29 protein-coding genes and 3 pseudogenes are annotated in these 21,795 nt (G+C 24.2%); 15 read left to right on the top strand and 17 right to left on the bottom strand.

The genetic code is table 4. The features are described 5' to 3' along the window. Positions 1–8: 8 nt before the first annotated feature. Together AAHM85_RS06525 and AAHM85_RS06520 are read left to right on the top strand one after the other, a co-directional pair. The gene (locus tag AAHM85_RS06525; RefSeq protein ID WP_252319938.1) at positions 9–245 is read left to right on the top strand and encodes a YneF family protein; all 237 of its coding nucleotides are present in this window, start codon (positions 9–11) and stop codon (positions 243–245) included. A gap of 349 nt (positions 246–594) precedes the next feature. Then, positions 595–750, top strand: coding sequence for a hypothetical protein (locus AAHM85_RS06520; protein WP_342260601.1), 156 nt, complete (start codon positions 595–597; stop codon positions 748–750). On the opposite strand, the gene AAHM85_RS06515 is transcribed toward AAHM85_RS06520, so the two are convergent. Then, a complete protein-coding gene (locus AAHM85_RS06515) occupies positions 747–1,625 on the bottom strand; it encodes an IS1595 family transposase (RefSeq protein WP_342260524.1) in 879 nt (292 codons plus the stop codon). The genes AAHM85_RS06520 and AAHM85_RS06515 overlap by 4 nt on opposite strands. A 487-nt stretch (positions 1,626–2,112) precedes the next feature. Between AAHM85_RS06515 and AAHM85_RS06510 the strand changes: the two genes are divergently transcribed. Further along, positions 2,113–2,418 carry a hypothetical protein gene (locus AAHM85_RS06510; RefSeq protein WP_342261443.1) on the top strand — a complete coding sequence of 102 codons (306 nt, stop codon included), beginning with the start codon at positions 2,113–2,115 and terminating at the stop codon, positions 2,416–2,418. 47 nt (positions 2,419–2,465) lie between these two features. Next, the gene (locus tag AAHM85_RS06505; protein ID WP_342261442.1) at positions 2,466–2,891 is read left to right on the top strand and encodes an IS3 family transposase; all 426 of its coding nucleotides are present in this window, start codon (positions 2,466–2,468) and stop codon (positions 2,889–2,891) included. A gap of 80 nt (positions 2,892–2,971) precedes the next feature. On the opposite strand, the gene rpsO is transcribed toward AAHM85_RS06505, so the two are convergent. The 4 genes from rpsO to AAHM85_RS06485 form a co-directional block, all read right to left on the bottom strand. After that, positions 2,972–3,238 carry a 30S ribosomal protein S15 gene (gene rpsO / locus AAHM85_RS06500; RefSeq protein WP_342261441.1) on the bottom strand — a complete coding sequence of 89 codons (267 nt, stop codon included), beginning with the start codon at positions 3,236–3,238 and terminating at the stop codon, positions 2,972–2,974. A 167-nt stretch (positions 3,239–3,405) separates the two neighbouring features. Next, a complete protein-coding gene (plsY, locus tag AAHM85_RS06495; protein ID WP_342261440.1) occupies positions 3,406–4,119 on the bottom strand; it encodes a glycerol-3-phosphate 1-O-acyltransferase PlsY in 714 nt (237 codons plus the stop codon). A 42-nt stretch (positions 4,120–4,161) separates the two neighbouring features. After that, complete coding sequence (locus tag AAHM85_RS06490; protein ID WP_342261439.1) at positions 4,162–4,464, bottom strand: SemiSWEET family sugar transporter; 303 nt, start codon at positions 4,462–4,464, stop codon at positions 4,162–4,164. Beyond that, on the bottom strand, positions 4,457–4,747 hold the full coding sequence (locus AAHM85_RS06485; protein WP_342261438.1) for a SemiSWEET family sugar transporter: 291 nt from the start codon (positions 4,745–4,747) through the stop codon (positions 4,457–4,459). The genes AAHM85_RS06490 and AAHM85_RS06485 overlap by 8 nt, the downstream gene beginning before the upstream one ends. A gap of 223 nt (positions 4,748–4,970) precedes the next feature. On the opposite strand from AAHM85_RS06485, the gene AAHM85_RS06480 reads away from it, so the two are divergent. Then, positions 4,971–5,849, top strand: coding sequence for an IS1595 family transposase (locus AAHM85_RS06480; RefSeq protein WP_342261437.1), 879 nt, complete (start codon positions 4,971–4,973; stop codon positions 5,847–5,849). A gap of 29 nt (positions 5,850–5,878) precedes the next feature. On the opposite strand, the gene AAHM85_RS06475 is transcribed toward AAHM85_RS06480, so the two are convergent. After that, the gene (locus AAHM85_RS06475; protein ID WP_342261436.1) at positions 5,879–6,043 is read right to left on the bottom strand and encodes a hypothetical protein; all 165 of its coding nucleotides are present in this window, start codon (positions 6,041–6,043) and stop codon (positions 5,879–5,881) included. Between the two features lie 61 nt (positions 6,044–6,104). After that, entirely contained in the window at positions 6,105–6,245 is a 141-nt protein-coding gene (locus tag AAHM85_RS06470) for a hypothetical protein (RefSeq protein ID WP_342218002.1), read from the bottom strand. Between the two features lie 250 nt (positions 6,246–6,495). Between AAHM85_RS06470 and AAHM85_RS06465 the strand changes: the two genes are divergently transcribed. Both AAHM85_RS06465 and AAHM85_RS06460 read left to right on the top strand, forming a co-directional pair. After that, positions 6,496–6,822, top strand: coding sequence for a transposase family protein (locus AAHM85_RS06465; protein WP_342261435.1), 327 nt, complete (start codon positions 6,496–6,498; stop codon positions 6,820–6,822). A 24-nt stretch (positions 6,823–6,846) separates the two neighbouring features. After that, complete coding sequence (locus AAHM85_RS06460) at positions 6,847–7,341, top strand: transposase family protein (RefSeq protein WP_342260487.1); 495 nt, start codon at positions 6,847–6,849, stop codon at positions 7,339–7,341. A 233-nt stretch (positions 7,342–7,574) separates the two neighbouring features. Here the strand turns inward: AAHM85_RS06460 and AAHM85_RS06455 are convergent, their stop codons facing one another. The 5 genes from AAHM85_RS06455 to AAHM85_RS06435 form a co-directional block, all read right to left on the bottom strand. Next, positions 7,575–7,697 (bottom strand): hypothetical protein, encoded by a 123-nt coding sequence (locus AAHM85_RS06455; RefSeq protein ID WP_256468302.1) that lies wholly within the window; start codon positions 7,695–7,697, stop codon positions 7,575–7,577. Positions 7,698–7,998: 301 nt separating this feature from the next. Beyond that, positions 7,999–8,361, bottom strand: coding sequence for a hypothetical protein (locus AAHM85_RS06450; RefSeq protein ID WP_342261434.1), 363 nt, complete (start codon positions 8,359–8,361; stop codon positions 7,999–8,001). A 21-nt stretch (positions 8,362–8,382) separates the two neighbouring features. Next, positions 8,383–8,802, bottom strand: a complete 420-nt coding sequence (locus AAHM85_RS06445; protein WP_342261433.1) for an HIT family protein — start codon at positions 8,800–8,802, stop codon at positions 8,383–8,385. A 97-nt stretch (positions 8,803–8,899) separates the two neighbouring features. Continuing rightward, entirely contained in the window at positions 8,900–10,618 is a 1,719-nt protein-coding gene (locus AAHM85_RS06440; RefSeq protein ID WP_342261432.1) for a hypothetical protein, read from the bottom strand. 17 nt (positions 10,619–10,635) lie between these two features. Continuing rightward, positions 10,636–12,687, bottom strand: a complete 2,052-nt coding sequence (locus tag AAHM85_RS06435) for a hypothetical protein (RefSeq protein WP_342261431.1) — start codon at positions 12,685–12,687, stop codon at positions 10,636–10,638. A gap of 297 nt (positions 12,688–12,984) precedes the next feature. Between AAHM85_RS06435 and AAHM85_RS06430 the strand changes: the two genes are divergently transcribed. Genes AAHM85_RS06430 through AAHM85_RS06420 form a run of 3 tightly spaced genes read left to right on the top strand, consistent with a single transcriptional unit; the run spans position 12,985 to position 15,257 of the window. After that, positions 12,985–14,268, top strand: a complete 1,284-nt coding sequence (locus AAHM85_RS06430) for an aminotransferase class V-fold PLP-dependent enzyme (RefSeq protein WP_342261430.1) — start codon at positions 12,985–12,987, stop codon at positions 14,266–14,268. Further along, positions 14,255–14,713 carry a Fe-S cluster assembly sulfur transfer protein SufU gene (gene sufU / locus AAHM85_RS06425; RefSeq protein WP_342261429.1) on the top strand — a complete coding sequence of 153 codons (459 nt, stop codon included), beginning with the start codon at positions 14,255–14,257 and terminating at the stop codon, positions 14,711–14,713. Before AAHM85_RS06430 ends, sufU begins: the two co-directional genes overlap by 14 nt. Continuing rightward, positions 14,697–15,257 carry a 5-formyltetrahydrofolate cyclo-ligase gene (locus AAHM85_RS06420; protein WP_342261428.1) on the top strand — a complete coding sequence of 187 codons (561 nt, stop codon included), beginning with the start codon at positions 14,697–14,699 and terminating at the stop codon, positions 15,255–15,257. Before sufU ends, AAHM85_RS06420 begins: the two co-directional genes overlap by 17 nt. Positions 15,258–15,378: 121 nt before the next feature. On the opposite strand, the gene AAHM85_RS06415 is transcribed toward AAHM85_RS06420, so the two are convergent. The 3 genes from AAHM85_RS06415 to AAHM85_RS06405 are packed head-to-tail and all read right to left on the bottom strand — an operon-like array spanning position 15,379 to position 17,519. Then, positions 15,379–15,873, bottom strand: coding sequence for a transposase family protein (locus AAHM85_RS06415; protein ID WP_342260487.1), 495 nt, complete (start codon positions 15,871–15,873; stop codon positions 15,379–15,381). Between the two features lie 4 nt (positions 15,874–15,877). Then, positions 15,878–16,225, bottom strand: coding sequence for a transposase family protein (locus tag AAHM85_RS06410; RefSeq protein ID WP_342260488.1), 348 nt, complete (start codon positions 16,223–16,225; stop codon positions 15,878–15,880). Positions 16,226–16,238: 13 nt separating this feature from the next. Beyond that, positions 16,239–17,519, bottom strand: coding sequence for an IS3 family transposase (locus AAHM85_RS06405; protein ID WP_342261236.1), 1,281 nt, complete (start codon positions 17,517–17,519; stop codon positions 16,239–16,241). A gap of 478 nt (positions 17,520–17,997) precedes the next feature. Here AAHM85_RS06405 and AAHM85_RS06400 point away from each other — a divergent pair, with 478 nt between their 5' ends. The 4 genes and pseudogenes from AAHM85_RS06400 to AAHM85_RS06385 all read left to right on the top strand — a co-directional run. Then, positions 17,998–18,288, top strand: a complete 291-nt coding sequence (locus tag AAHM85_RS06400) for a hypothetical protein (RefSeq protein ID WP_342261427.1) — start codon at positions 17,998–18,000, stop codon at positions 18,286–18,288. Between the two features lie 26 nt (positions 18,289–18,314). Continuing rightward, on the top strand, positions 18,315–18,575 hold the full coding sequence (locus tag AAHM85_RS06395) for a hypothetical protein (protein ID WP_342261426.1): 261 nt from the start codon (positions 18,315–18,317) through the stop codon (positions 18,573–18,575). Positions 18,576–18,633: 58 nt separating this feature from the next. Next, positions 18,634–18,852 carry a hypothetical protein gene (locus AAHM85_RS06390; protein WP_342261425.1) on the top strand — a complete coding sequence of 73 codons (219 nt, stop codon included), beginning with the start codon at positions 18,634–18,636 and terminating at the stop codon, positions 18,850–18,852. Positions 18,853–18,895: 43 nt separating this feature from the next. Next, positions 18,896–19,350: pseudogene (locus AAHM85_RS06385) on the top strand (oleate hydratase); the annotation flags it as partial. Between the two features lie 22 nt (positions 19,351–19,372). Here the strand turns inward: AAHM85_RS06385 and AAHM85_RS06380 are convergent. Then, positions 19,373–20,493, bottom strand: a protein-coding gene (locus AAHM85_RS06380) for an IS3 family transposase (RefSeq protein WP_425289706.1) whose coding sequence is annotated in 2 segments (ribosomal slippage) — positions 19,373–20,250 and positions 20,250–20,493 — 1,122 coding nt in all. Because the reading frame shifts where the segments join, the coding sequence is not laid out codon by codon here. A 77-nt stretch (positions 20,494–20,570) separates the two neighbouring features. Here AAHM85_RS06380 and AAHM85_RS08480 point away from each other — a divergent pair. Continuing rightward, positions 20,571–21,304: pseudogene (locus tag AAHM85_RS08480) on the top strand (oleate hydratase); the annotation flags it as partial. A gap of 8 nt (positions 21,305–21,312) precedes the next feature. Here AAHM85_RS08480 and AAHM85_RS06365 read toward each other — a convergent pair. Then, a pseudogene (locus AAHM85_RS06365) lies at positions 21,313–21,732 on the bottom strand (IS5 family transposase); the annotation flags it as partial. Positions 21,733–21,795 lie beyond the last annotated feature (63 nt).

Genomic DNA, 21,795 nt, shown 5'->3' with positions numbered 1-21,795 from the left:
AATTAATAATGATGGTTTGGTGAGCAGTATTAATCATTGGCATTGCTAGTGCGTTAATTGGTGGATTAGTTGGTTTTATTGTTACTAAGAAGATTTTCGAAAAACAATTACAGAAAAATCCTCCTATTAATGAAAATATGATTCGTGCAATGTATTTACAAATGGGGCGTAAACCTACTGAATCTCAAATTAAATCAGTAATGCAAGCAATGAAACGTCAACAAAGTACTACTAAAAAACGATAATTTATATTTGTGATAAATTTAATGTTCTATATATACGCTTGTTGATGGTTTATCTTGTGCATAATTTTCTTCTTTTAATTCTTGTTTAATTTTTTTCTGTCATTTTTTTCTTGATTAGTATTTAATTTATTAATATTACATTTAAATATATTCTTTATTTTTTGTTCAATTTTTAAAATTCTTTTCTTATCAATTTTTAATCCAATTAATATTAAATTTTCTTTTATATTTTTTACTGAATTATTTGTATTTAAATGTATTATATATTAGGCATCAGTCACTTAAGTTTACCAATTAATATTTTCAATCTGTAATATAATTAAAAATAATTAATACAGAAGGAGAAATTATGAATTATAAAGTTTATTCAAAAGAAACAAAATTAGCCGTTGTTAATGAGTATTTAGTTGATAAAAAACTAAAAATACATGAAATTCAAGTCAAATATAAATTATCAACTCCAGTATTAATTTACGGAATTTTACGCTTATTGGTTAACACTTAATTCTTAATAAATAATTTAATTATGATATTTTTAAATGTGATTTTTTCTTTACGGTTATTATATTTAAAACAAAATTCATTTAAATAAGATTGGAGTCATTTTTTTGAAACTCAATGAAATTGGCCGATAAAACCTCTTTTTAATATTGCTCAAAAACTTTCTATTGTATTTGTATGAATACCATTATAAGAAAAATATTTTTTGTGATTAACTTGTTCATGTGGTAAAATTTTATTCATTTTATAATATCCACGATATTCATCAGTAAAAAGAATAGAATTGTTAATATCAACATTTTCTTTAACTATTTTCATTAAATCTTCAGATTTAATACTTTTATTTTTTGCATGAAATAATTTAACATTACCATTTCGTTCAATAATGCCAACAACACACTCTTTACTAGTTCCTCTACCACGTAATGAGTTATTTTTATTATCAACATCATTATATTTACGCGGTTTTCCACCCACATATGTTTCATCCATCTCTAATATTTTTGCTAATAATTTAATCTCATCATTAGCCATTGCCTTTCTAATTTTATGCATCATTTTTCATACAGTTGCTAAACGTAAATTTAAGTCTCTTGAAGCTTGAGATGATGATAAACTTTTTTTAGCATTAGCCATTAATACTATTAAAATAAATCACTTTTGAAGTGGTACACGTGTATGATGAAAAATAGTTTGAGCAGTTACACTAAAAGACTTATGACATTTTTTGCATTTATAACGCGACTCTTTTAAAACAGAGTTAACTTTTTCACTAAAACAAAAAAGACATTTTGGTTTGTTATTTCATCTTATTTCTTCTAAAAATTTTATACAAGATTCTTGGTTTGGAAATTTATTTATTATGTCTAAAATATTCATTTTCAATCACCTTTAATTAGATTTTATTTTACTAATATCTAATTAAAGTTTTCAGAAATAATAATGTATATAAGTTATTGCCAATAAACGTAAAATTCCGTTAATTTATAATTGGGTTAACCAATATCAAATTAAAGGTGAAAATGCATTCACCAAAATTTCTAAATCCCAAACTTCTCACAGGATCGATAAGAAAGATATTGAAATTAAACTATTAAACAAAGAAATTGATAAACTTAGAAAACAAGCTTTAAAAGATGAGGTTGAAAAAGAACTTTTAAAGGAGCAATTAGCCTGTGAAAAGAAATTAACAAGGGGAAAAAATAGTAAATTATTAAAATATAAGTGTTTTTTAATAGTAGAAAAATATAAGCAAAAAGGTCATCAATTAAATAAAATTATTGTTTACATAGCTATTAGCAAAACAGCATACTATTTATGAGTAAAAAAAGGTAAAAAGCAATATCAATCAAAAATTAATGATAATTTGATACAAGCAATAAACAAAATAGTTCTCATTAAAAATGAAAAAAAGTACATTAATATCACTAGTTTTGAAAAAGTAAGATTAGAGTTAAAAATAAAAAATAAAGGTCTTAAATGCAGTAAAACAAGCATAAAACAAATATTAAAAGATAATAATATTAAATTATTATTAGAACCTAAATCAACAAATAGAGTAGTAGAAAATAGTGATTTAAAAAATAATAAAGATTTATTAAAACGTAATTTTTCAAGTAATAACTTTCTTGAAAAAGTTGGTATGGGGATGGCACATGATTTAAAAATATAATTATTGGTGATAAAAAAACAAAATTATTAGTTGTTTTTGCTACTGATATGTACAGTAATTCAATTGTTGGCTGAAAAATAAACAAAAGTGAAAATGCCAAAACTGTGTTAAATGTGGTTAATCAAATAGAATTAGCGAGTGCTAAACAATGTAATTTTACGACTATTCAATCAGATTTAGGTTCTGCTAATACAAGCGAAATTGTTAGTAAAGTTTTTAATACAAGTACTAATCTAATTCACTCAAAAAGTCTATCAGGTTTTAAAGGTAATCAAGTTAGTGAATGTTTAAATCGTTGAATTAAAAGAGATTTTAAAATGATGTTTGGTAGCACTTTTGAAAGTATGGAAAGTTTTAATAAAATATTAGAAAAATTTGTTAGATATTGAAACAATGATAGAATAGTTATTAGATTGAAAATGCCTCCAAATCAATTTGTACAGATTTGAAGACAAGAAAGTAAACTTATCTAACCAATGCCCTATTTCTGTTTTTAATATTATTTAGATGTATATAAAAAAATCAGTATTAATAAGTAAATACTGATTTAATATTAGTTATCTTTTAGTGATAGTGCTGTTAATAATTTATTGTATGTAGCAACATCTTGTTTTTTAAAGTATTTTAAGAAACGTTTTCTACTTGCTACCATTTTTAACAAACTTCGTTTTGCAGTAATATCTTTTTTTTGTACTTGTAGATGGGCTGTTAATTCTAAAATTCTTTTTGTTAAATTAATAATTTGAACTGTAGAAGAACCAGTATCTTTGGCATTTAAGCGAAATTTTTTAATCAATTCATCTTGTTTAATTTGTTGCATATTTGTCAACTCTCCTTTAAATATAATTCGGCTTAAGCAAAGCTAATATCGGAGAGAATATTAACAATGTTAAGTCAACACGGTTATAATAGTACATTAATTTTAAACATAAAACAAGTATTTTTTTAAAAAATATTTTTATTGATTTTGTATAAAGAGATGATTTTTTATTTTTTTTCTTCATTTGCTTTTTTATTTTTTTTATCAAAAATAGTCACTTTACGTTCAGTATGATTAAGAATTCTTTTACAATTATCTCAATGACGAATAATAATTAATACTCAAATTAGAGCCATAGTTATATTAACAATATAGTATTGAGTGTCTTGTTGGGAAAGAAAAGCATGCAGTGGCATATTCGGTATTCATGATAAGATAAAAGCAAGTATCATCATTAACATTGAAGATAAAGATGACATTCTACTTAAATATAAAATAAATCATCAACTAGCAATTGTGATAACGCAATAAATAGGATTAATCATTAATAGTACTCCTAATGAAGACGCAGCTCCTTTGCCACCACGAAAACCATAAAATAGTGGTCAACAGTGACCAATAATTGCAGCAAGACCAGTTGGATAAATGTATGCTTGTTTAAATATTGTTTCATAATTAGGATTAGTAATATCAATAAAGGTTAAACCGTATGCAATTAAAATAGGAATAGCCGGCTTAAAACCATCAATAATTAAAATAATAGCTCCTCATTTACCACCCATAACTCGTGTTGAATTAGTAGCACCAGCATTTTTAGAGTAATATTCTCTAACATCGGTTTTAAATTTTAATTTACTAATAATAATTGAAGGTGAGATTGAGCCAATTAAATAACCAATGATAATAAAAATAAAAGTTCCTAATAGATTAATATGTGCCATTTTTTTCTCCATTCTTGTGCAAGTATTATGTTAATAAAAATTTTATTTTTTAGAAGTTAAATTGTTCTTTTTATCTTTATTATAATATAAATTATAAATTATTAATGTTAATAATATGATATTAATAACTGTACCAAAGGCATTTGCTGCTAGTAAGGGAATGTTTTTAATTAAACTAGCATAAATTATGAATGAAGTTAATCCTATTTGATATATGCTATAAGAAATTAACGATAAACCTTTTGTGTTTTTAGTTTTAATTAGTTTAATAGTTTGTGGTAAAAAGGTACCTGAAATAAAAAAGGCACCTATATATCCAATAATATCAATTGCAATATTAGACATTTTTTTCCTCCTTATTTTTTTGTTTAATTAAATTGTTAACAATAATACCAATTATTATGAAATTTAGTGTAGCAGTAATAGTTTGACAAGTAATCATAGGAATATCATGACGAAGTATGCCAAATATTAAAAAAGTAAGACCCCCCAGTTGATAGATACTATATGAAAAAATAGAAAGACCTGAAGTATTTCTTGTTTTAATTAGTTTAATAGTTTGTGGTAAGAATGCCAAAGGAATACAAATGGCTGCAATATACCCCAATATTTCTATAAAAATGTTCATTTTTTCTCCTTTTAATTAATTTAATTTATCATAATAATTATAATAAAATATTGTGAAAATAGTTATTTATTTTATTTTAAATAATAAAAAATGTGTTTAGCAAAACACATCATTAATTTATTTCGGAATTTTACGTTTATTGGCAATAACTTATATACATTATTATTTCTGAAAACTATAATTAGATATTAGTAAAATAAAATCTAATTAAAGGTGATTGAAAATGAATATTTTAGACATAATAAATAAATTTCCAAACCAAGAATCTTGTATAAAATTTTTAGAAGAAATAAGATGAAATAACAAACCAAAATGTCTTTTTTGTTTTAGTGAAAAAGTTAACTCTGTTTTAAAAGAGTCGCGTTATAAATGCAAAAAATGTCATAAGTCTTTTAGTGTAACTGCTCAAACTATTTTTCATCATACACGTGTACCACTTCAAAAGTGATTTATTTTAATAGTATTAATGGCTAATGCTAAAAAAAGTTTATCATCATCTCAAGCTTCAAGAGACTTAAATTTACGTTTAGCAACTGTATGAAAAATGATGCATAAAATTAGAAAGGCAGTGGCTAATGATGAGATTAAATTATTAGCAAAAATATTAGAGATGGATGAAACATATGTGGGTGGAAAACCGCGTAAATATAATGATGTTGATAATAAAAATAACTCATTACGTGGTAGAGGAACTAGTAAAGAGTGTGTTGTTGGCATTATTGAACGAAATGGTAATGTTAAATTATTTCATGCAAAAAATAAAAGTATTAAATCTGAAAATTTAATGAAAATAGTTAAAGAAAATGTTGATATTAACAATTCTATTCTTTTTACTGATGAATATCGTGGATATTATAAAATGAATAAAATTTTACCATATGAACAAGTTAATCACAAAAAATATTTTTCTTATAATGGTATTCATACAAATACAATAGAAAGTTTTTGAGCAATATTAAAAAGAGGTTTTATCGGCCAATTTCATTGAGTTTCAAAAAAATGACTCCAATCTTATTTAAATGAATTTTGTTTTAAATATAATAACCGTAAAGAAAAAATCACATTTAAAAATATCATAATTAAATTATTTATTAAGAATTAAGTGTTAACCAATAAGCGTAAAATTCCGATTTATTTTTCTTCTTCTTTAATGAAACAATTTTTACATAAAGATTTTCCTTCTTTTGTATCAAGAATATCAAAAGCTTCAAACATCATTCCGCAATCAAAACATTTTACGGTTTTTGTTAAAGATTCATCATCAGTTTTATTGTTTATTTTCTTGAATCATTTCATTATATCCTTCCTTTCTAAATATATTAAATAAGTGTGTTATCAACACACTTATTTAATATATTTATTTAGCACAATCTTTACATAAACATTTACCATCTGCTGCTTTAGTGCATTCAGATGAACTTTTCATTTTCCCACAACCATCACATTTTTTTTGATCTTTTGCTTCTCCAGTTTTATCCTTTTTTTTAAATGGTCACATGTATATAACTTCCTTTCCACATATCATAATTATTCTACTCAATTATAACAAATTTTATTATTTTCTATGGTATTAACTATTTTTAAAACTTTTTTGTTAAATTTTCTTAATTATTTTTTTCTTTTAAGAATATTATTTTTGATTTCTTCAATTTCTTCAATATCAGTTATTAGACTTACTGCATAACTAGTTAACTTTTTATTTTTTTGTTATTATTAAAATAAAATTTGAATAGTTAAGGATAAACTTTATGACATATTTTGAATTAAAAGATAAATCTGATCAATATTTTCGTAAAATAGTGGGTATTAATAAACTCGTTTTTAACGAAATTTTAAATATTTTATTAGAACATCAAAAACTCAAAACTACTATTGGTGGAAGGCCATATAAAATGTCAATAGAAGATCGACTAGTAATGAGTTTAAGATATTTATATGAAAATCGTACATATCATAGTATTGGTGCTGAGTATGGTATGGTTGATACTACTGCTTTACGAAATATTCGTTCAATTGAAGATATTTTAATAAAGAATAATAAGTTTAATAATTTAACAAATAAAAATATTTGTTAAAAAGAAGAATTAAAAAATAAAATTTTGATAATTGATGTAACAGAGGTAGAAACAGAACGACCAAAATATAACCAAAAAGATTGATTTTCTGGTAAAAAATGAATGCATACTGTTAAGTTTCAAACCGTAATTAATGCAAATACTAATGAAATTTTAAATATTTTTTCTGATATTGGTAAAAATCATGATTTTAAAACTTTTAAGAATTCAAAGTTAAAGTTTTTACCAGAAACTATAATTCTTGCAGATAAAGGTTATCAAGGTTTACAAAAAATTCATGCTAATACATTTTTACCCATTAAAATTAGCAAAAATAATCCTAAAACAAATAAAACCAAAATCTTTAATAAGATTATTAATAAAACTCGTAGAAAAATTGAACATGTTTTTGCATTTTTAAAATGTTTTAAGATTATTGGTTATAAATTTAGAAAAGCCAGAAAACGAATATTTTTAAGATTTAATTTAATTGCAGGATTTTATAATTTATCATTAAAACTTAAAAACGTTATGCAGTAAGTCTATTATGTCTAAAATATTCATTTTCAATCACCTTTAATTAGATTTTATTTTACTAATATCTAATTAAAGTTTTCAGAAATAATAATGTATATAAGTTATTGCCAATAAACGTAAAATTCCGATTTGTTTTATTAACAATTAAGATGAAAATTGTTTTAGAAAACTAAAACAATCAGTAAAAATTTTAAAATTAGTTGATAAGGCATATAAATTTTGTTAATAATCAAAAATTATTGATTAGCGCATTCTGGACATTTCATAATTTTTCTTGCTGTTTTTGAGTTTGAAGCTAAATCATTACCATTAATTTCTTTATTACAACTTGAACAGTGTAACACTTTTCTTTTTTTCATATCTCAATCTCCTTTATCTTTTTTTATTAATGTTTAAAATTATAGCATCATTAATAAAAAATACTTTTTTGATGAAAACAAAATGATAGTTATGCCACTCATCAATTAAATATTTTTACAAAATTCGATAATAATAACTATTATAATATTTGTTCTTATTATCTATGTTGAAAATAAGCTCTAAAAATATTATTAATCATTTATTAAAAATTGGTTTAATACTATTTTCAACCAAAATTATAAAAAAATATTGGATAATATATTATCCAATATTTTAAGTTATTAATAATTATTTTATCACTTATTTACTATTAAATATCCATAAAATAGAACCAAGCGCCATGATAATATGTGGTAAAGCATTAATATAAGTTCATGTTGACTTATAATCTACACCTTTACCAACAAATAAACCAATAACTATTATAATTGAAAGAAATGATATAAATAGCGCTCATAGTCTTGATCATAATCCAGGTTTAACTGAAAAAGGTATTAGAATATAAATAATACCTATTATAACTAATGTAGCTCCATTTTCATTTCAGCCATAGAAACTATAAGTTATAACTCCTGCTGCATACAATAAACTAAAAACAATAATTCATACAGCACCAATTAGCATTAATATTTTAGGTAAAGTTAATAACTTAAGACTTTTCATTTTTTCCTCCTTAAATATTTTTTACATTAATTGTGATTTTAGTATTTTTTTAAGATTATTAATATCATCAATTGTAACATTTTCTTTTGTCCTATTAATTAAAAAACCTTTTTCACGAATATATTTTGGAATAATATGAACATGATAATGAAATACTTCTTGAAATGCTTCGCTACCATTATTAGTTAAAATATTAAATCCTTTAATTTCAGGAATAGTTTTTATTAACAAATTAGCAATTTTATGAGTTGTGATACTAACATCACCTACTATTTTAGGCGTAGTATCAATAAAAGTTTCAAAATGTTGCTTTGGAATTACTAGAATGTGTCCTTTAGTTACAGCATTGATATCCATGAATGCTGCTGTATTTGTATCTTCAAAAATTAAGTTATTTGTATTTTTAATAATTGTACAAAAAATGCATGCTTTATTTGTCATATATTTCACCTCAACTTACTTTATAAGTATAACTTAAATTATTCTAATATTTTAAAAAACATATACTAAGTATATGTTTTTTAAAATTTAAATATTATTATGGATAAAACTCTTTTACTTTACTTCAAAATCCTTCTTCATATATATTATTTTTTGGAATATATGTTGGAAATAAATTTTGAGCAGCGATTTTAAAGTTTTCAGTTGCTGGTGAATCTTTAGTTGCAGAATCACTAGCAGATATAGAATATAACATTTGTCAAAATATATTTCACTTTGTTTCTTGGGTAATAGTGCTTTCGTTACCATCACCCCTTATATACTTAGAGAAATCTGTCTTAAGACTAGCATTACCACTATTGCTTCATGAATGAATTAAATTACTAATTTCTGGAACTCAGCCTTCGTTTTTATTATTTTTTAAAAAACTAAAATCTAAATTTTGTAGAAGGTTTAGGAAATAAATAGGAGCAGAATAAGTAAATGTAGCAATATTATTATTCGTAGTGTAATGTAATCCACCATTAGGTACTCAACCTGCAACTAATACTCAATTAGCTGCAGTACTTAAGAAACCATTAGCACCAAAATTAGGATCAATTTCACTAATAGTTGAGGCATTACCGCTTGTTAATTGAATAAAAAAATCAGAATTTAAAGTTTTTCCTTTTCCTGAATCATCATCTTTAACAATTGACTCTCACTTTGGAGGTTCAGAAGGGCTATTATTTCATTTTTTATCAATGCTTTGCGCATTTGCTAAATCAGTAGTAAAATTTCACGTTGCATTATAGTTACTCTTTTGTCAACTAGTAGTATCTTGTAATTGACTTATGTAAAGGTTATTTGTTTGGGTTGAAATTATAAGTTTACCTGCTGCATTATCTTTAATATCAACAATATTATCTAAAATATAAGACATTGTAAATAAAGTTTGATTTAATGCTGGTAAAATTTCATATTGATAATATTGTTGATAACGAAAACGTAATCATCATTGGAAACGTTTTAAATATTTTGAATAAGTTGGAATACCTTCATTAGAAAGACCTTTTTGTGTTTTATTAATACCAGCACTACTATTTCACTTTTTAGCATCATTTGGTAATAATTTACCAATTTCGTCACTATAATTGTCATCTGGATGTTTAGCAATGGCAGCTAATTGTTCATCAAAAGCAACATCTCCTTTATCACCATAATCTTTATATAAACTATCAGGAGTAAATATTTGATCAGGATCATTAACTTTACCAGTAGCATCATTTTTTTCTTTATAAAAATCTAAATTTTGATAATTAAATTTACTTGTACCATCCTGATGTCAACTTTGATTTTGAAATAATAACTCATTATTATCTGCTGCTGATACTTTATCTAGTGAATTAGCTGTATTAATACCACTTAAATACTTTTGAGTTAATAAACTTAATCCTAAATCATCTTTAAGTTTTATAAAAGCTTTATTAGCTTCTCCCATTGCAGTAGTACCATCTGCATTTTTTGTGTTTTCACTATAATGAAGTTTATTATGAAAAAATCCATAAAATTTCTGCTGAGCAATTGTTCCTTCAACATCTTTTAAAATAAAATCAAGACCTTGTGAATAAGTATTCTTAAACTGAGCAGAAATCGTTTCATTAAAATTTACTCCTAAAAAATTAAATAATACACGATTTTTATAATCATCAGGAATTTTACCACTAGGTAAATTAGTCATATCACGTTCATTATCACAAGCAACTAATAATAATACAGGGCCAGATAAAAGAGTAATTGAAGTTAATAATGGTAAAATCTTTTTTATCTTTTTCATTTTTTTATACCTCCCGTCTAAGAACTAATAATACTTGGATCATATCATCATAATGTTCGTTTCCCAACAACATCTAGATAATTAGCAATATTAATATCCATACGAGCAACTGGTGCATCTTGCGTAAAACCATCTCATGTATTATTAGTTTTTATAATATTATCCTTAAATGTTGCATTAATATTAATACCTTGTCTATTGTTTCAACGATTTTCTTTAGTTTTGTCAAATCAACTTTTCATTTTTTCAACAAAGTCATTAATTTTCTTATCAGTTGGATCAAGAGGACTTGAACCAAATATATCTTGTAAATTTCAATGAATTAAACTCGAGTTATTATTAAAATATAAATTATAATCTCATCAAGTTGCATCACCAAGACTACCAGTACCTCCCGCTCCTCCAGTAAAGTCTGTTAATGCAACATTTAAATTAAAAGTAGGAGTTGTATTTGGAGTATATTTTTGTAGTAAAAAACCAGTTTGTAAATAATCAAGATAAGGAGAATCAGATAATCCACCTGGACGTTCAGATAATGGCGCTAAGTCTTTTCACTGATAATTATCTTTTCTATGATTTTTAAATGTTTTAATTATATTATAAGTAGATTCATCACTTTTAGGTTTGTCTTGCTGTTGATATGTGATACCTGGCGTTTGAATAAAATGAATACCACCAGTATCAATAAAAATACCAACTCCAGGTCCATTATTAACTGCAGCATCAGGAAGTTGTGGTCCTTTTATATCTTTCATATAAACTAAATCATTATATTGACTAGTACCATCTTTACCTTTATCTTTAATACTATCACGGTCTATATAAGGAATTAAGTCATCTAAACCCTTTTCCTTGTCAGTTGGTGAAGTAAATTGTGTTAATTTATATCGTTGAATACCATCAACATTTTTACCAACACCTTCAGCACTAGTTACATAACGATATAAGTAATAATAAAAAGGACTATTCTCTTGTGAAGATTTAGTAATATCCATTAATCCTAAATCACCAGTTTTACTAACATCAGTAGTAGCAGCACCTTTTTCTTCAGTAAATGTTTGATCAAAACCATTAGTACTAATATTCTTTAAAATTTCATTAATTTTAGTTTTATTTTGAGAAAACTGAGAAACATTAATCTTTTCTTGTAAAGGTTTAGCAGTAGAGTCAAAAGGAATAACAATTTGACGAGTTCAAATTAATTCTTGATTTCTTAACATTACTTTAGATATTTTAGATTGATTATCACTTAATAAGCCATCAATAGTATTGTATGAATCTGTTTCATAATTAGTATCATTCTTATCATCACTAGTTTTTACAACAGGAAGACTAATATTAACACCAGTTCATGTTTTAGCAAGTTTAACATTATAATCTAATTTTGCAATAGTATCCTTTTCAAAATTATTAGCATTAGCGACAACTCAAATTTTGCTAAAATATTTACCAGCATCAGTAATACTTGTTTTACCACTAATGTATTGCTGTACACTTTCATAAGTACCATTTGGATTATTAGTACTCTTTACTTGTTCTCATAAATCCTTTAATCAAATATTAATTTCATTTTGATTGTAGTATTTATAATCCTTATAATTACTAGTAACATAACTACGTTGAATAATACCTAAAGCACTCTTTTTTAAAATATTATCAATGTAAGTATTAACATCATCATCCCCCAATACTTTCTTTCATTGTTTTTCTCATGAACGACCATATTTTGCTTGCAATGATTTTATTTTATTTTCCATTTCAGATTGAGCCGCCGTCAAAGCAGCAAGATAATCATCTTTATATTCTGGAGTATTTTTTAAAATTGAAAGATTAATATATTGATTAATATCAGTATATAATGTTTTACCTCATCCACTATTGGGATTATTTAATAAGTAATTAAAAAAGGTATCAGTCGTAGTACTTGTATCTATAAAAGCACTATTTCAGTCGAAAACATTAGTTGTGCCTCTTTCATTTGAATTATTACAAGCTATAATAGACATAGTTGATGTTGATGATAACGTGAAAGCTGCAACTAAGGCAAGAATATTGCGCACTTTATTCACTCCTTTTAATTAAATCTATAGCAAAAAAAAGATTTTTTAATTTATTTTACTAAGATATCTTAACATAAAATTTATATTTAAGGGATAGTTTTTTCTAATTAATTTTAAAATGAAATAACTAATTAACAATTATTTATTTTAAAAAATTTAAAATATTAATTTTTTTAAATATTATTACTTTATAGTCCACAATTAATATTTTATTCATTTTTTAATTTTAAGAAAATTAGCACAAAATTAAGTGTATAATCATTAGTATAAGTATATTATATTTGGTGTAATGATATAGGAGTAAATATGAATAAAAAAATAAACATTAATGATAATACCTTTAAAACTGATTTTCCCTTTTTTAAAAATAAACCTGATTTAGTTTATTTAGATACAGCGGCTTCTTCACTAAAACCACAAATAGTTATTGATGCTGTTAGGGATTATTATGAAAAATATTGTATTAATCCACATAGTCAAGATTATCAACTTGCTGTTAAGGGAAATGATATATTTGAAGATACTAGAAAAAGAATTAGTAAATTTATTAATAGCAACGAAAACGAAATAGTTTTTTGTCCTTCAGCAACTTTTGCTTATAATCAAATTGCTTTTGGCTTAGAAAAACATTTACAAGAAAATGATGAAATTTTATTAACCACTTTAGAACATAGTTCATTACTCTTACCATTTTATCGTTTGATGCAAACTAAAAAAATTAAAATAAAATTTATTGAAACAAATAAACAAGGAGTCATTACTGTTGAAAGTTTAAAAAAAGTTTTAACACCTAAAACTAGAATAGTTGCTTTTGCAAATATTAATAATTCTTTAGCAATAGAAAATGATACTGAAACATTAACTAATTTTATTAAAGAATATGGTAAAAAAAATGTTAAAAATGATAATTGAATTTTTAAAAATATTTTAGTAATAATAGATGGTGCACAATCAATAGGACATATAAAAACTGATGTTAAAAATTGAAATATTGATTTTTTTGGATTTTCTGGTCATAAAGTTTTTGGTCCAACTGGAATCGGTGTCTTTTGAGGAAAAAACGAATGATTAAATATGCTAGATCCACTAATATTGGGTGGAGGCATGAATGGTGATATTTATGAAAATGGTAAATTTAACTTATTAGATAGTCCTTATCGTTTTGAAGGTGGAACACAAAATATTGCGGGTGTATTTGGGTTAGGTGCAGCTATTAAGTATTTATTAAACATTGGTATTGAAAATATTAGAAATCATGAAATTTTACTAAAAAAATACGCAATTGAACAATTAACAGCGCAGTTAGGAAATAATATTGAAATTTATAATATTGATGGTAATAGTAGTAACATAATATTTAATATTAAAAAAGTATTTGCAAAAGATGTTGCTAATTTTTTAGGAACACAAAATATATGCGTACGCAGCGGAACTTATTGTGCTAAATTATTACCTAATATAATTAACGCTGAAGTAACAATTCGTCTTAGTTTTTACATATACAATTGCAAAAAAGATATTGACTTATTAGTAATAGCTTTAAAAAAAGGGATTAATGAAGGAGGAGATTTTTTAAATGAATTCTTTTAATAACAATCAAGACTATTATCGCAAATTAATTGTTGAACACTATAGTAATCCAAAAAATAAAGGTTTTAAAAATTTACCAAATAGTTTGACATATCATCAAAACAATGAATCATGTGTTGATAATTTTCATGTTGAAATTTCTATTAAAAATAAAGTTATTAATAGCGCACGCTTTACTGGAATTGGGTGTGCTATTTCAACTGCAGCAACCGATCTTTTTTGTATTTTAATTGAAGGTAAAATAATATCACAAATAAAAGAAATTATTATTAATTATCAAGCAATGTTATCAGAAAAGAAATTTAATGATAAAATAATTGAAAATATGATTGCTTTTAAAAATGTACCAAGACAGCGTAATCGAATTAAATGTGCCCTTATTGGTATTAATGGTATTAATAAAATAATTGAGAAAGAATGTGAAAAAAATGGAAATGGAAATTAAGGATAAAATTAGTTTAAGAACCATTTATTTAAAAAAATTAAAAAATGTTTCTAAAAATAATTATCAAAAGTGAAATAAAATTATTTTCATTAAATTTATTGAATCACATTATTTTAAACAAAATAATGTATTTGCTCTTTATAATTCCTTAACATATGAAATAGAAACTAAAGAAATTATTGAATTATTATGAAAAAATCTAAAACAAGTTTGTTTACCAAGAATAAATGGTGAACATTTGGAATTTTACTTTATTAATAGTTGAAATGATATTGTATTTGATAATGATTTTAAAATCGGACAACCAAGTTTAAATTGCCAAAAAGTTATGGGAAGTCAAATTGATTGTATGTTAGTGCCATTAATTGCTTTTGATAAAGATTATTACCGTATTGGTTATGGTAAAGGCTTTTACGATCGTTATTTATCTAAAAATAAATTTAACTTTAGTAAAATAGGGCTTGGTTTTGCTATTCAAAAAATTCCCTATATAATTAATCATGATAATTGAGATATACCATTAGACTATATTTTTACTAATTAATTAGTAAGTTATAATTTTAATCTAAAATTAAATACACCAATCAATAAATAAAAGATAATTTAATTAATCAAATTATCTTTTATTTATTTTTATTGTATATTCATTTTTTCAATTATAAGACTTACTGCATAACGTTTTTAAGTTTTAATGATAAATTATAAAATCCTGCAATTAAATTAAATCTTAAAAATATTCGTTTTCTGGCTTTTCTAAATTTATAACCAATAATCTTAAAACATTTTAAAAATGCAAAAACATGTTCAATTTTTCTACGAGTTTTATTAATAATCTTATTAAAGATTTTGGTTTTATTTGTTTTAGGATTATTTTTGCTAATTTTAATGGGTAAAAATGTATTAGCATGAATTTTTTGTAAACCTTGATAACCTTTATCTGCAAGAATTATAGTTTCTGGTAAAAACTTTAACTTTGAATTCTTAAAAGTTTTAAAATCATGATTTTTACCAATATCAGAAAAAATATTTAAAATTTCATTAGTATTTGCATTAATTACGGTTTGAAACTTAACAGTATGCATTCATTTTTTACCAGAAAATCAATCTTTTTGGTTATATTTTGGTCGTTCTGTTTCTACCTCTGTTACATCAATTATCAAAATTTTATTTTTTAATTCTTCTTTTTAAAAAAATATTTTTATTTGTTAAATTATTAAACTTATTATTCTTTATTAAAATATCTTCAATTGAACGAATATTTCGTAAAGCAGTAGTATCAACCATACCATACTCAGCACCAATACTATGATATGTACGATTTTCATATAAATATCTTAAACTCATTACTAGTCGATCTTCTATTGACATTTTATATGGCCTTCCACCAATAGTAGTTTTGAGTTTTTGATGTTCTAATAAAATATTTAAAATTTCGTTAAAAACGAGTTTATTAATACCCACTATTTTACGAAAATATTGATCAGATTTATCTTTTAATTCAAAATATGTCATAAAGTGGCATTGGTTAGATAAGTTTACTTTCTTGTCTTCAAATCTGTACAAATTGATTTGGAGGCATTTTCAATCTAATAACTATTCTATCATTGTTTCAATATCTAACAAATTTTTCTAATATTTTATTAAAACTTTCCATACTTTCAAAAGTGCTACCAAACATCATTTTAAAATCTCTTTTAATTCAACGATTTAAACATTCACTAACTTGATTACCTTTAAAACCTGATAGACTTTTTGAGTGAATTAGATTAGTACTTGTATTAAAAACTTTACTAACAATTTCGCTTGTATTAGCAGAACCTAAATCTGATTGAATAGTCGTAAAATTACATTGTTTAGCACTCGCTAATTCTATTTGATTAACCACATTTAACACAGTTTTGGCATTTTCACTTTTGTTTATTTTTCAGCCAACAATTGAATTACTGTACATATCAGTAGCAAAAACAACTAATAATTTTGTTTTTTTATCACCAATAATTATATTTTTAAATCATGTGCCATCCATACCAACTTTTTCAAGAAAGTTATTACTTGAAAAATTACGTTTTAATAAATCTTTATTATTTTTTAAATCACTATTTTCTACTACTCTATTTGTTGATTTAGGTTCTAATAATAATTTAATATTATTATCTTTTAATATTTGTTTTATGCTTGTTTTACTGCATTTAAGACCTTTATTTTTTATTTTTAACTCTAATCTTACTTTTTCAAAACTAGTGATATTAATGTACTTTTTTTCATTTTTAATGAGAACTATTTTGTTTATTGCTTGTATCAAATTATCATTAATTTTTGATTGATATTGCTTTTTACCTTTTTTTACTCATAAATAGTATGCTGTTTTGCTAATAGCTATGTAAACAATAATTTTATTTAATTGATGACCTTTTTGCTTATATTTTTCTACTATTAAAAAACACTTATATTTTAATAATTTACTATTTTTTCCCCTTGTTAATTTCTTTTCACAGGCTAATTGCTCCTTTAAAAGTTCTTTTTCAACCTCATCTTTTAAAGCTTGTTTTCTAAGTTTATCAATTTCTTTGTTTAATAGTTTAATTTCAATATCTTTCTTATCGATCCTGTGAGAAGTTTGGGATTTAGAAATTTTGGTGAATGCATTTTCACCTTTAATTTGATATTGGTTAACCCAATTATAAATTAATACTGGAGTTGATAATTTATATTTGACTTGAATTTCATGTATTTTTAGTTTTTTATCAACTAAATACTCATTAACAACGGCTAATTTTGTTTCTTTTGAATAAACTTTATAATTCATAATTTCTCCTTCTGTATTAATTATTTTTAATTATATTACAGATTGAAAATATTAATTGGTAAACTTAAGTGACTGATGCCCACTTAAATTTTATAAAAACTGAATTAATTAAAATTATTTTATATTTTTTTATCAAAATGAATCCAAAATTAAATAATAAAAAATGATATTTTTAGTAAATCTTAATACTAAAAAATAAATATTTCTAAAAAAATAATGAAAAAAATACATAGGAGACAAATAAACATGCGTTGATATAACTTAACATGTGCTACACTTTTAAGTTCATTATCATTATTAACTATTAATTCAAATTAATTCAAAGCATTGTTCTTTAAATAAAGGAGAACAAGCTATAGAACAAGTTGATAACTTATATGTTATTGGTGATAGTTTATCAGATAATGGCGCACTTGTTGGGGCTGGAACTCAATTTTTTAAAGGTAATAAAATTCTTCCAAAAATTCAAGAAATTAAAATGGAAGAACCTTATCATAATAATCAGTTTTGTAATTGTCCAAATGCAGTTAGTGTTGTAGCAAATTATTTTCATAAACCTTTAACACCAGCATGGAAATTTCAAAAAATACCATTGGTTGGCAAAACTTATCAACAAATTGGCGAAAATTATGCTGTTGGTGCTGCCAGATTAGGATATAGTATCTATCCAGGCGGATTTTTGTTAGTAAATTTTCAACACAAGCACAAGTTACTTCTTTACTTTCACAACATAAAAATATTAATGATCATGATTGAGTACTATATGTAATGGGGGCTAATGATCTTTTAGCAGTAATGCAAGATACAACTTCTCCTTTCTTAACATGAAAACTTTATTTAGATTTTGCAATCCTTAATGAAAAAATATCAATAATGCGACTACTTAAACATCATGTAGCAAATATTGTTGTTACTGATGTTCCAGATATTAGTGAAACTCCTGCTTATAATAATGATCCTATCCTAGAGACAAAAGCAGCAACTTTTAAATATTTTTCATTCGCAATGAAAAGCAATGATAAAAACTTTAAAATAAGATTACCCAAAACAAATTAATGATTTTGAACTTTCATCAGTTGTTAAACAAACATTAAATGATTTAGGTAAAAGGCGAATGAATATTAAAGAAGGAGCTACTGATATTAGCTTTTATGAATCATTTTTAAAAGATGGTATTTTACAACCCAAATTAAATCCCGGGGTAACTTTAGATACAGTTAATAACTACTTCTTTGTCGATACTGTTCATCCAACTGAAATACCATCAAAAGTAATTGGTATGCAGTTAGCTCATTTTATTACTAATAAAATTAAACAAAATTTAAATGATTAACAAAAAAAATAAAAAATAATAACAAATAGGAGGTACAAATTATATGTATAAAAGCAATGGAAATTATGAAGCATTTGCACAAACTAAACCAGGAAAAGAAATAGAAGATAAAAAAGCATTTTTAGTAGGAGCAGGATTAGCTTCTTTAGCCGCTGCTACATTTTTAATCAGAAATGCAAAAATGAATCCAGAAAATATCCATATTTTTGAAGAATTAAGTATTGCTGGTGGTAGTTTAGATGGGATTTTAATCCAGATAAGGGCTTCATTAGTCGTGGTGGACGAGAAATGGAAAACCATTTTGAATGTCTATGAGATTTATTTCGCTCTATTCCATCTTTAGAAATTGAAAGGGCTTCAGTTTTAGATGAATTTTACTGATTAAATAAAGAAGATCCAAATTATTCTAAGTGTCGACTTATTCATCAACAAGGGAAAAGAACAGAAGATAATGATAAGTTTACTTTGAATGAAGAGGCTTGTAAACAAATAATTGATGAAATGGCAACCCTTTTTAGGACTATTTTTTGGTAGACATTTTTTCTTGATATTTAATGGGAGTTAAGTAGTTTAAAGTGCTGTGGATTCTTATATTGTTATATCAATTGATATAATCAAATAATTCTAATTTTAACTGTATTAATGATGTAAATTTTTTGTCATTAATAAATTCAGTCTTGAAAGTTTTAAAAGTTGCTTCAGCAACAGCATTGTCATAAGGACAACCTTTTTTACTTAAAGAGCGGGTAATATTGAATGCTAATAAAAGTTTGTTAATAATTTTATTATTAAATTCGTTACCTCGATCGCTATGAAATATTTGCATATCTTTTAAACAGCGATTTGATTGCATAAATGCTTGATATACCAATGATGCATCTTTTTTAGTACCTACACTATGTCCAACAATTTCGCGGTTAAATAGGTCTATTAATAAGCAAATATAGTTTCATTTACCATTAACTTCAACATAACTAAGATCACTGACAATCACCTCATTTTTAATTCTATTATTAAAGTTTCTATTAACAATATTAGTGATTTGTTCATTATTTACTTTATTACGATGATTTTTAAATGATAATTTAGTGTATTTTGACATTAAATTATGTTTATCCATAATTTTTTTAATTTTTCTTCTTGATAAATAAATTTCTTGTTTTTCTAGTATGACTTTTAATCTTCTTGTTCCATAAACACATTTGTTTTCTTTAAAAGCACTAATAACAGCTTGATCATAAATATTATTTTTGATTTTATCTTCTTTTTTCTTTAAATTAAAATAATATGTTGATTTAGAAATTTTTAAAAAACGACACATTGGGCGAATCTTATATTTTCATTTATTATTTGCAATAATCTCTACTTTCTGCCTATTATTAGTGCTGCTTGCTTTAAAATATCATTTTCCATTCGTAATTGTTTTAATTCTTTATTCATTTGAATTAATTGTTTTTCTAAATCAGAAAGATTATCTTTAGTTTTAAAACTTCCCGAATTAGTAAATTGCTTAATTCATTTATATGCAACTGCTCTTGTAACATTGTACTCTTTAACAAGACAAGATACTGATTTGCCACTTTGATATAAAGCTACTATTTGTTTTTTAAATTCATCTGTATATGAAGTAATATTGGCCATAATTATATTTCCTTTCTTTTAACAAATATTGTTATTTGTCTACATAATTAGTGTCCAATAAATTGTAGCCGATCCATGAATTATTTTTAACAAAAGAAGTAAATCTAAATAATAAAACAATCGAAGAAGTATTTCCAAAAGATTTTTTTAAATCAAATTTTTGATGATATTGATCATCAATGTTTGCTTTTGAAAAATGATATAGTGCTATGGAAATGAGAAGATATATTATGAGATTTATTCATCATCTTGGTGGATTACCAGATTTATCAGCACTTAAATTTACTAAATACAATCAATACGAATCACTTGTTTTACCATTAATTTCTCACTTAGAAGAACAAGGTGTTGTTTTTCACTATGAAACAACAGTAAAAAATATTATAATTTCAGAAAATGAAAATAAAGAAAAATTGCAAAAAAAATCATTTTTCAAAAAAAGAATAAAGAACAACAAATAATATTAAAAGAAAATGATTTCGTTTTTGTAACCAATGGCAGTATTACTGAAAGTACAACATATGGTGATCATAATACTCCAGCACCAATTAGTGAACAACTCCAATTAGGTGGAAGTTGAGAATTATGAGAAAATTTGGCAAAGCAAAGTAAAAATTTTGAAAAACCAGAAAAATTTTATGCAAATTTACCAAAAGAAAGTTCATTTATCTCAGCAACATTAACAACTCTAGATAAAAAAATGGCACCTTATATTGAAAAAATCAGTAAAAGAGATCCATATGCTAAAAAAGTTGTAACTGGTGGAATTGTTACTGCTATCGATTCAAGTTGAATTTTAAGTTATACCTTAGAACCTGTTTAGAATCTTTTTAATAAAATTGAAATAAAGGAAAGAACAACCATTTGTAAACTAGTATTTAATTTCTTTCACAATTTTTTCATAATCTTCTACATTTTTCTAATCAAGCAAAACTTCGCTCTACAACTCATCTTTTTGGTAATACTACAAAAGAATGTAATTTATTACGTTTTACAACTTCAACATTCGCATTTATAATTGTTTTGATTACAGAAGCAAATTTTCACCAGTATAACCAGCATCTACTATTATTTTTTGAACTGTAGAAAGATTTTCTTTTTCATTTTGAATCATTATTATAGCACTATTACGATCTTTTTTTCTGCTGTAGTTACGTAAATTGCATGTGGTAAACCTTGAGAATCAACAGCAATATGACGTTTTATTCCTGAAATCTTTTTACCAGCATCATAACCTTTGTGGATCGGCTACAATTTATTGGACACTAATTATGTAGACAAATAACAATATTTGTTAAAAGA

It is taken from the genome of Spiroplasma endosymbiont of Notiophilus biguttatus (assembly GCF_964030985.1).
GTDB lineage: Bacteria > Bacillota_I > Bacilli_A > Mycoplasmatales > VBWQ01 > Spiroplasma_E > Spiroplasma_E ixodetis_A.
The sequence above is the reverse complement of the archived record's forward strand: the minus strand, read 5'-3'. Positions and strand labels throughout refer to the sequence as shown.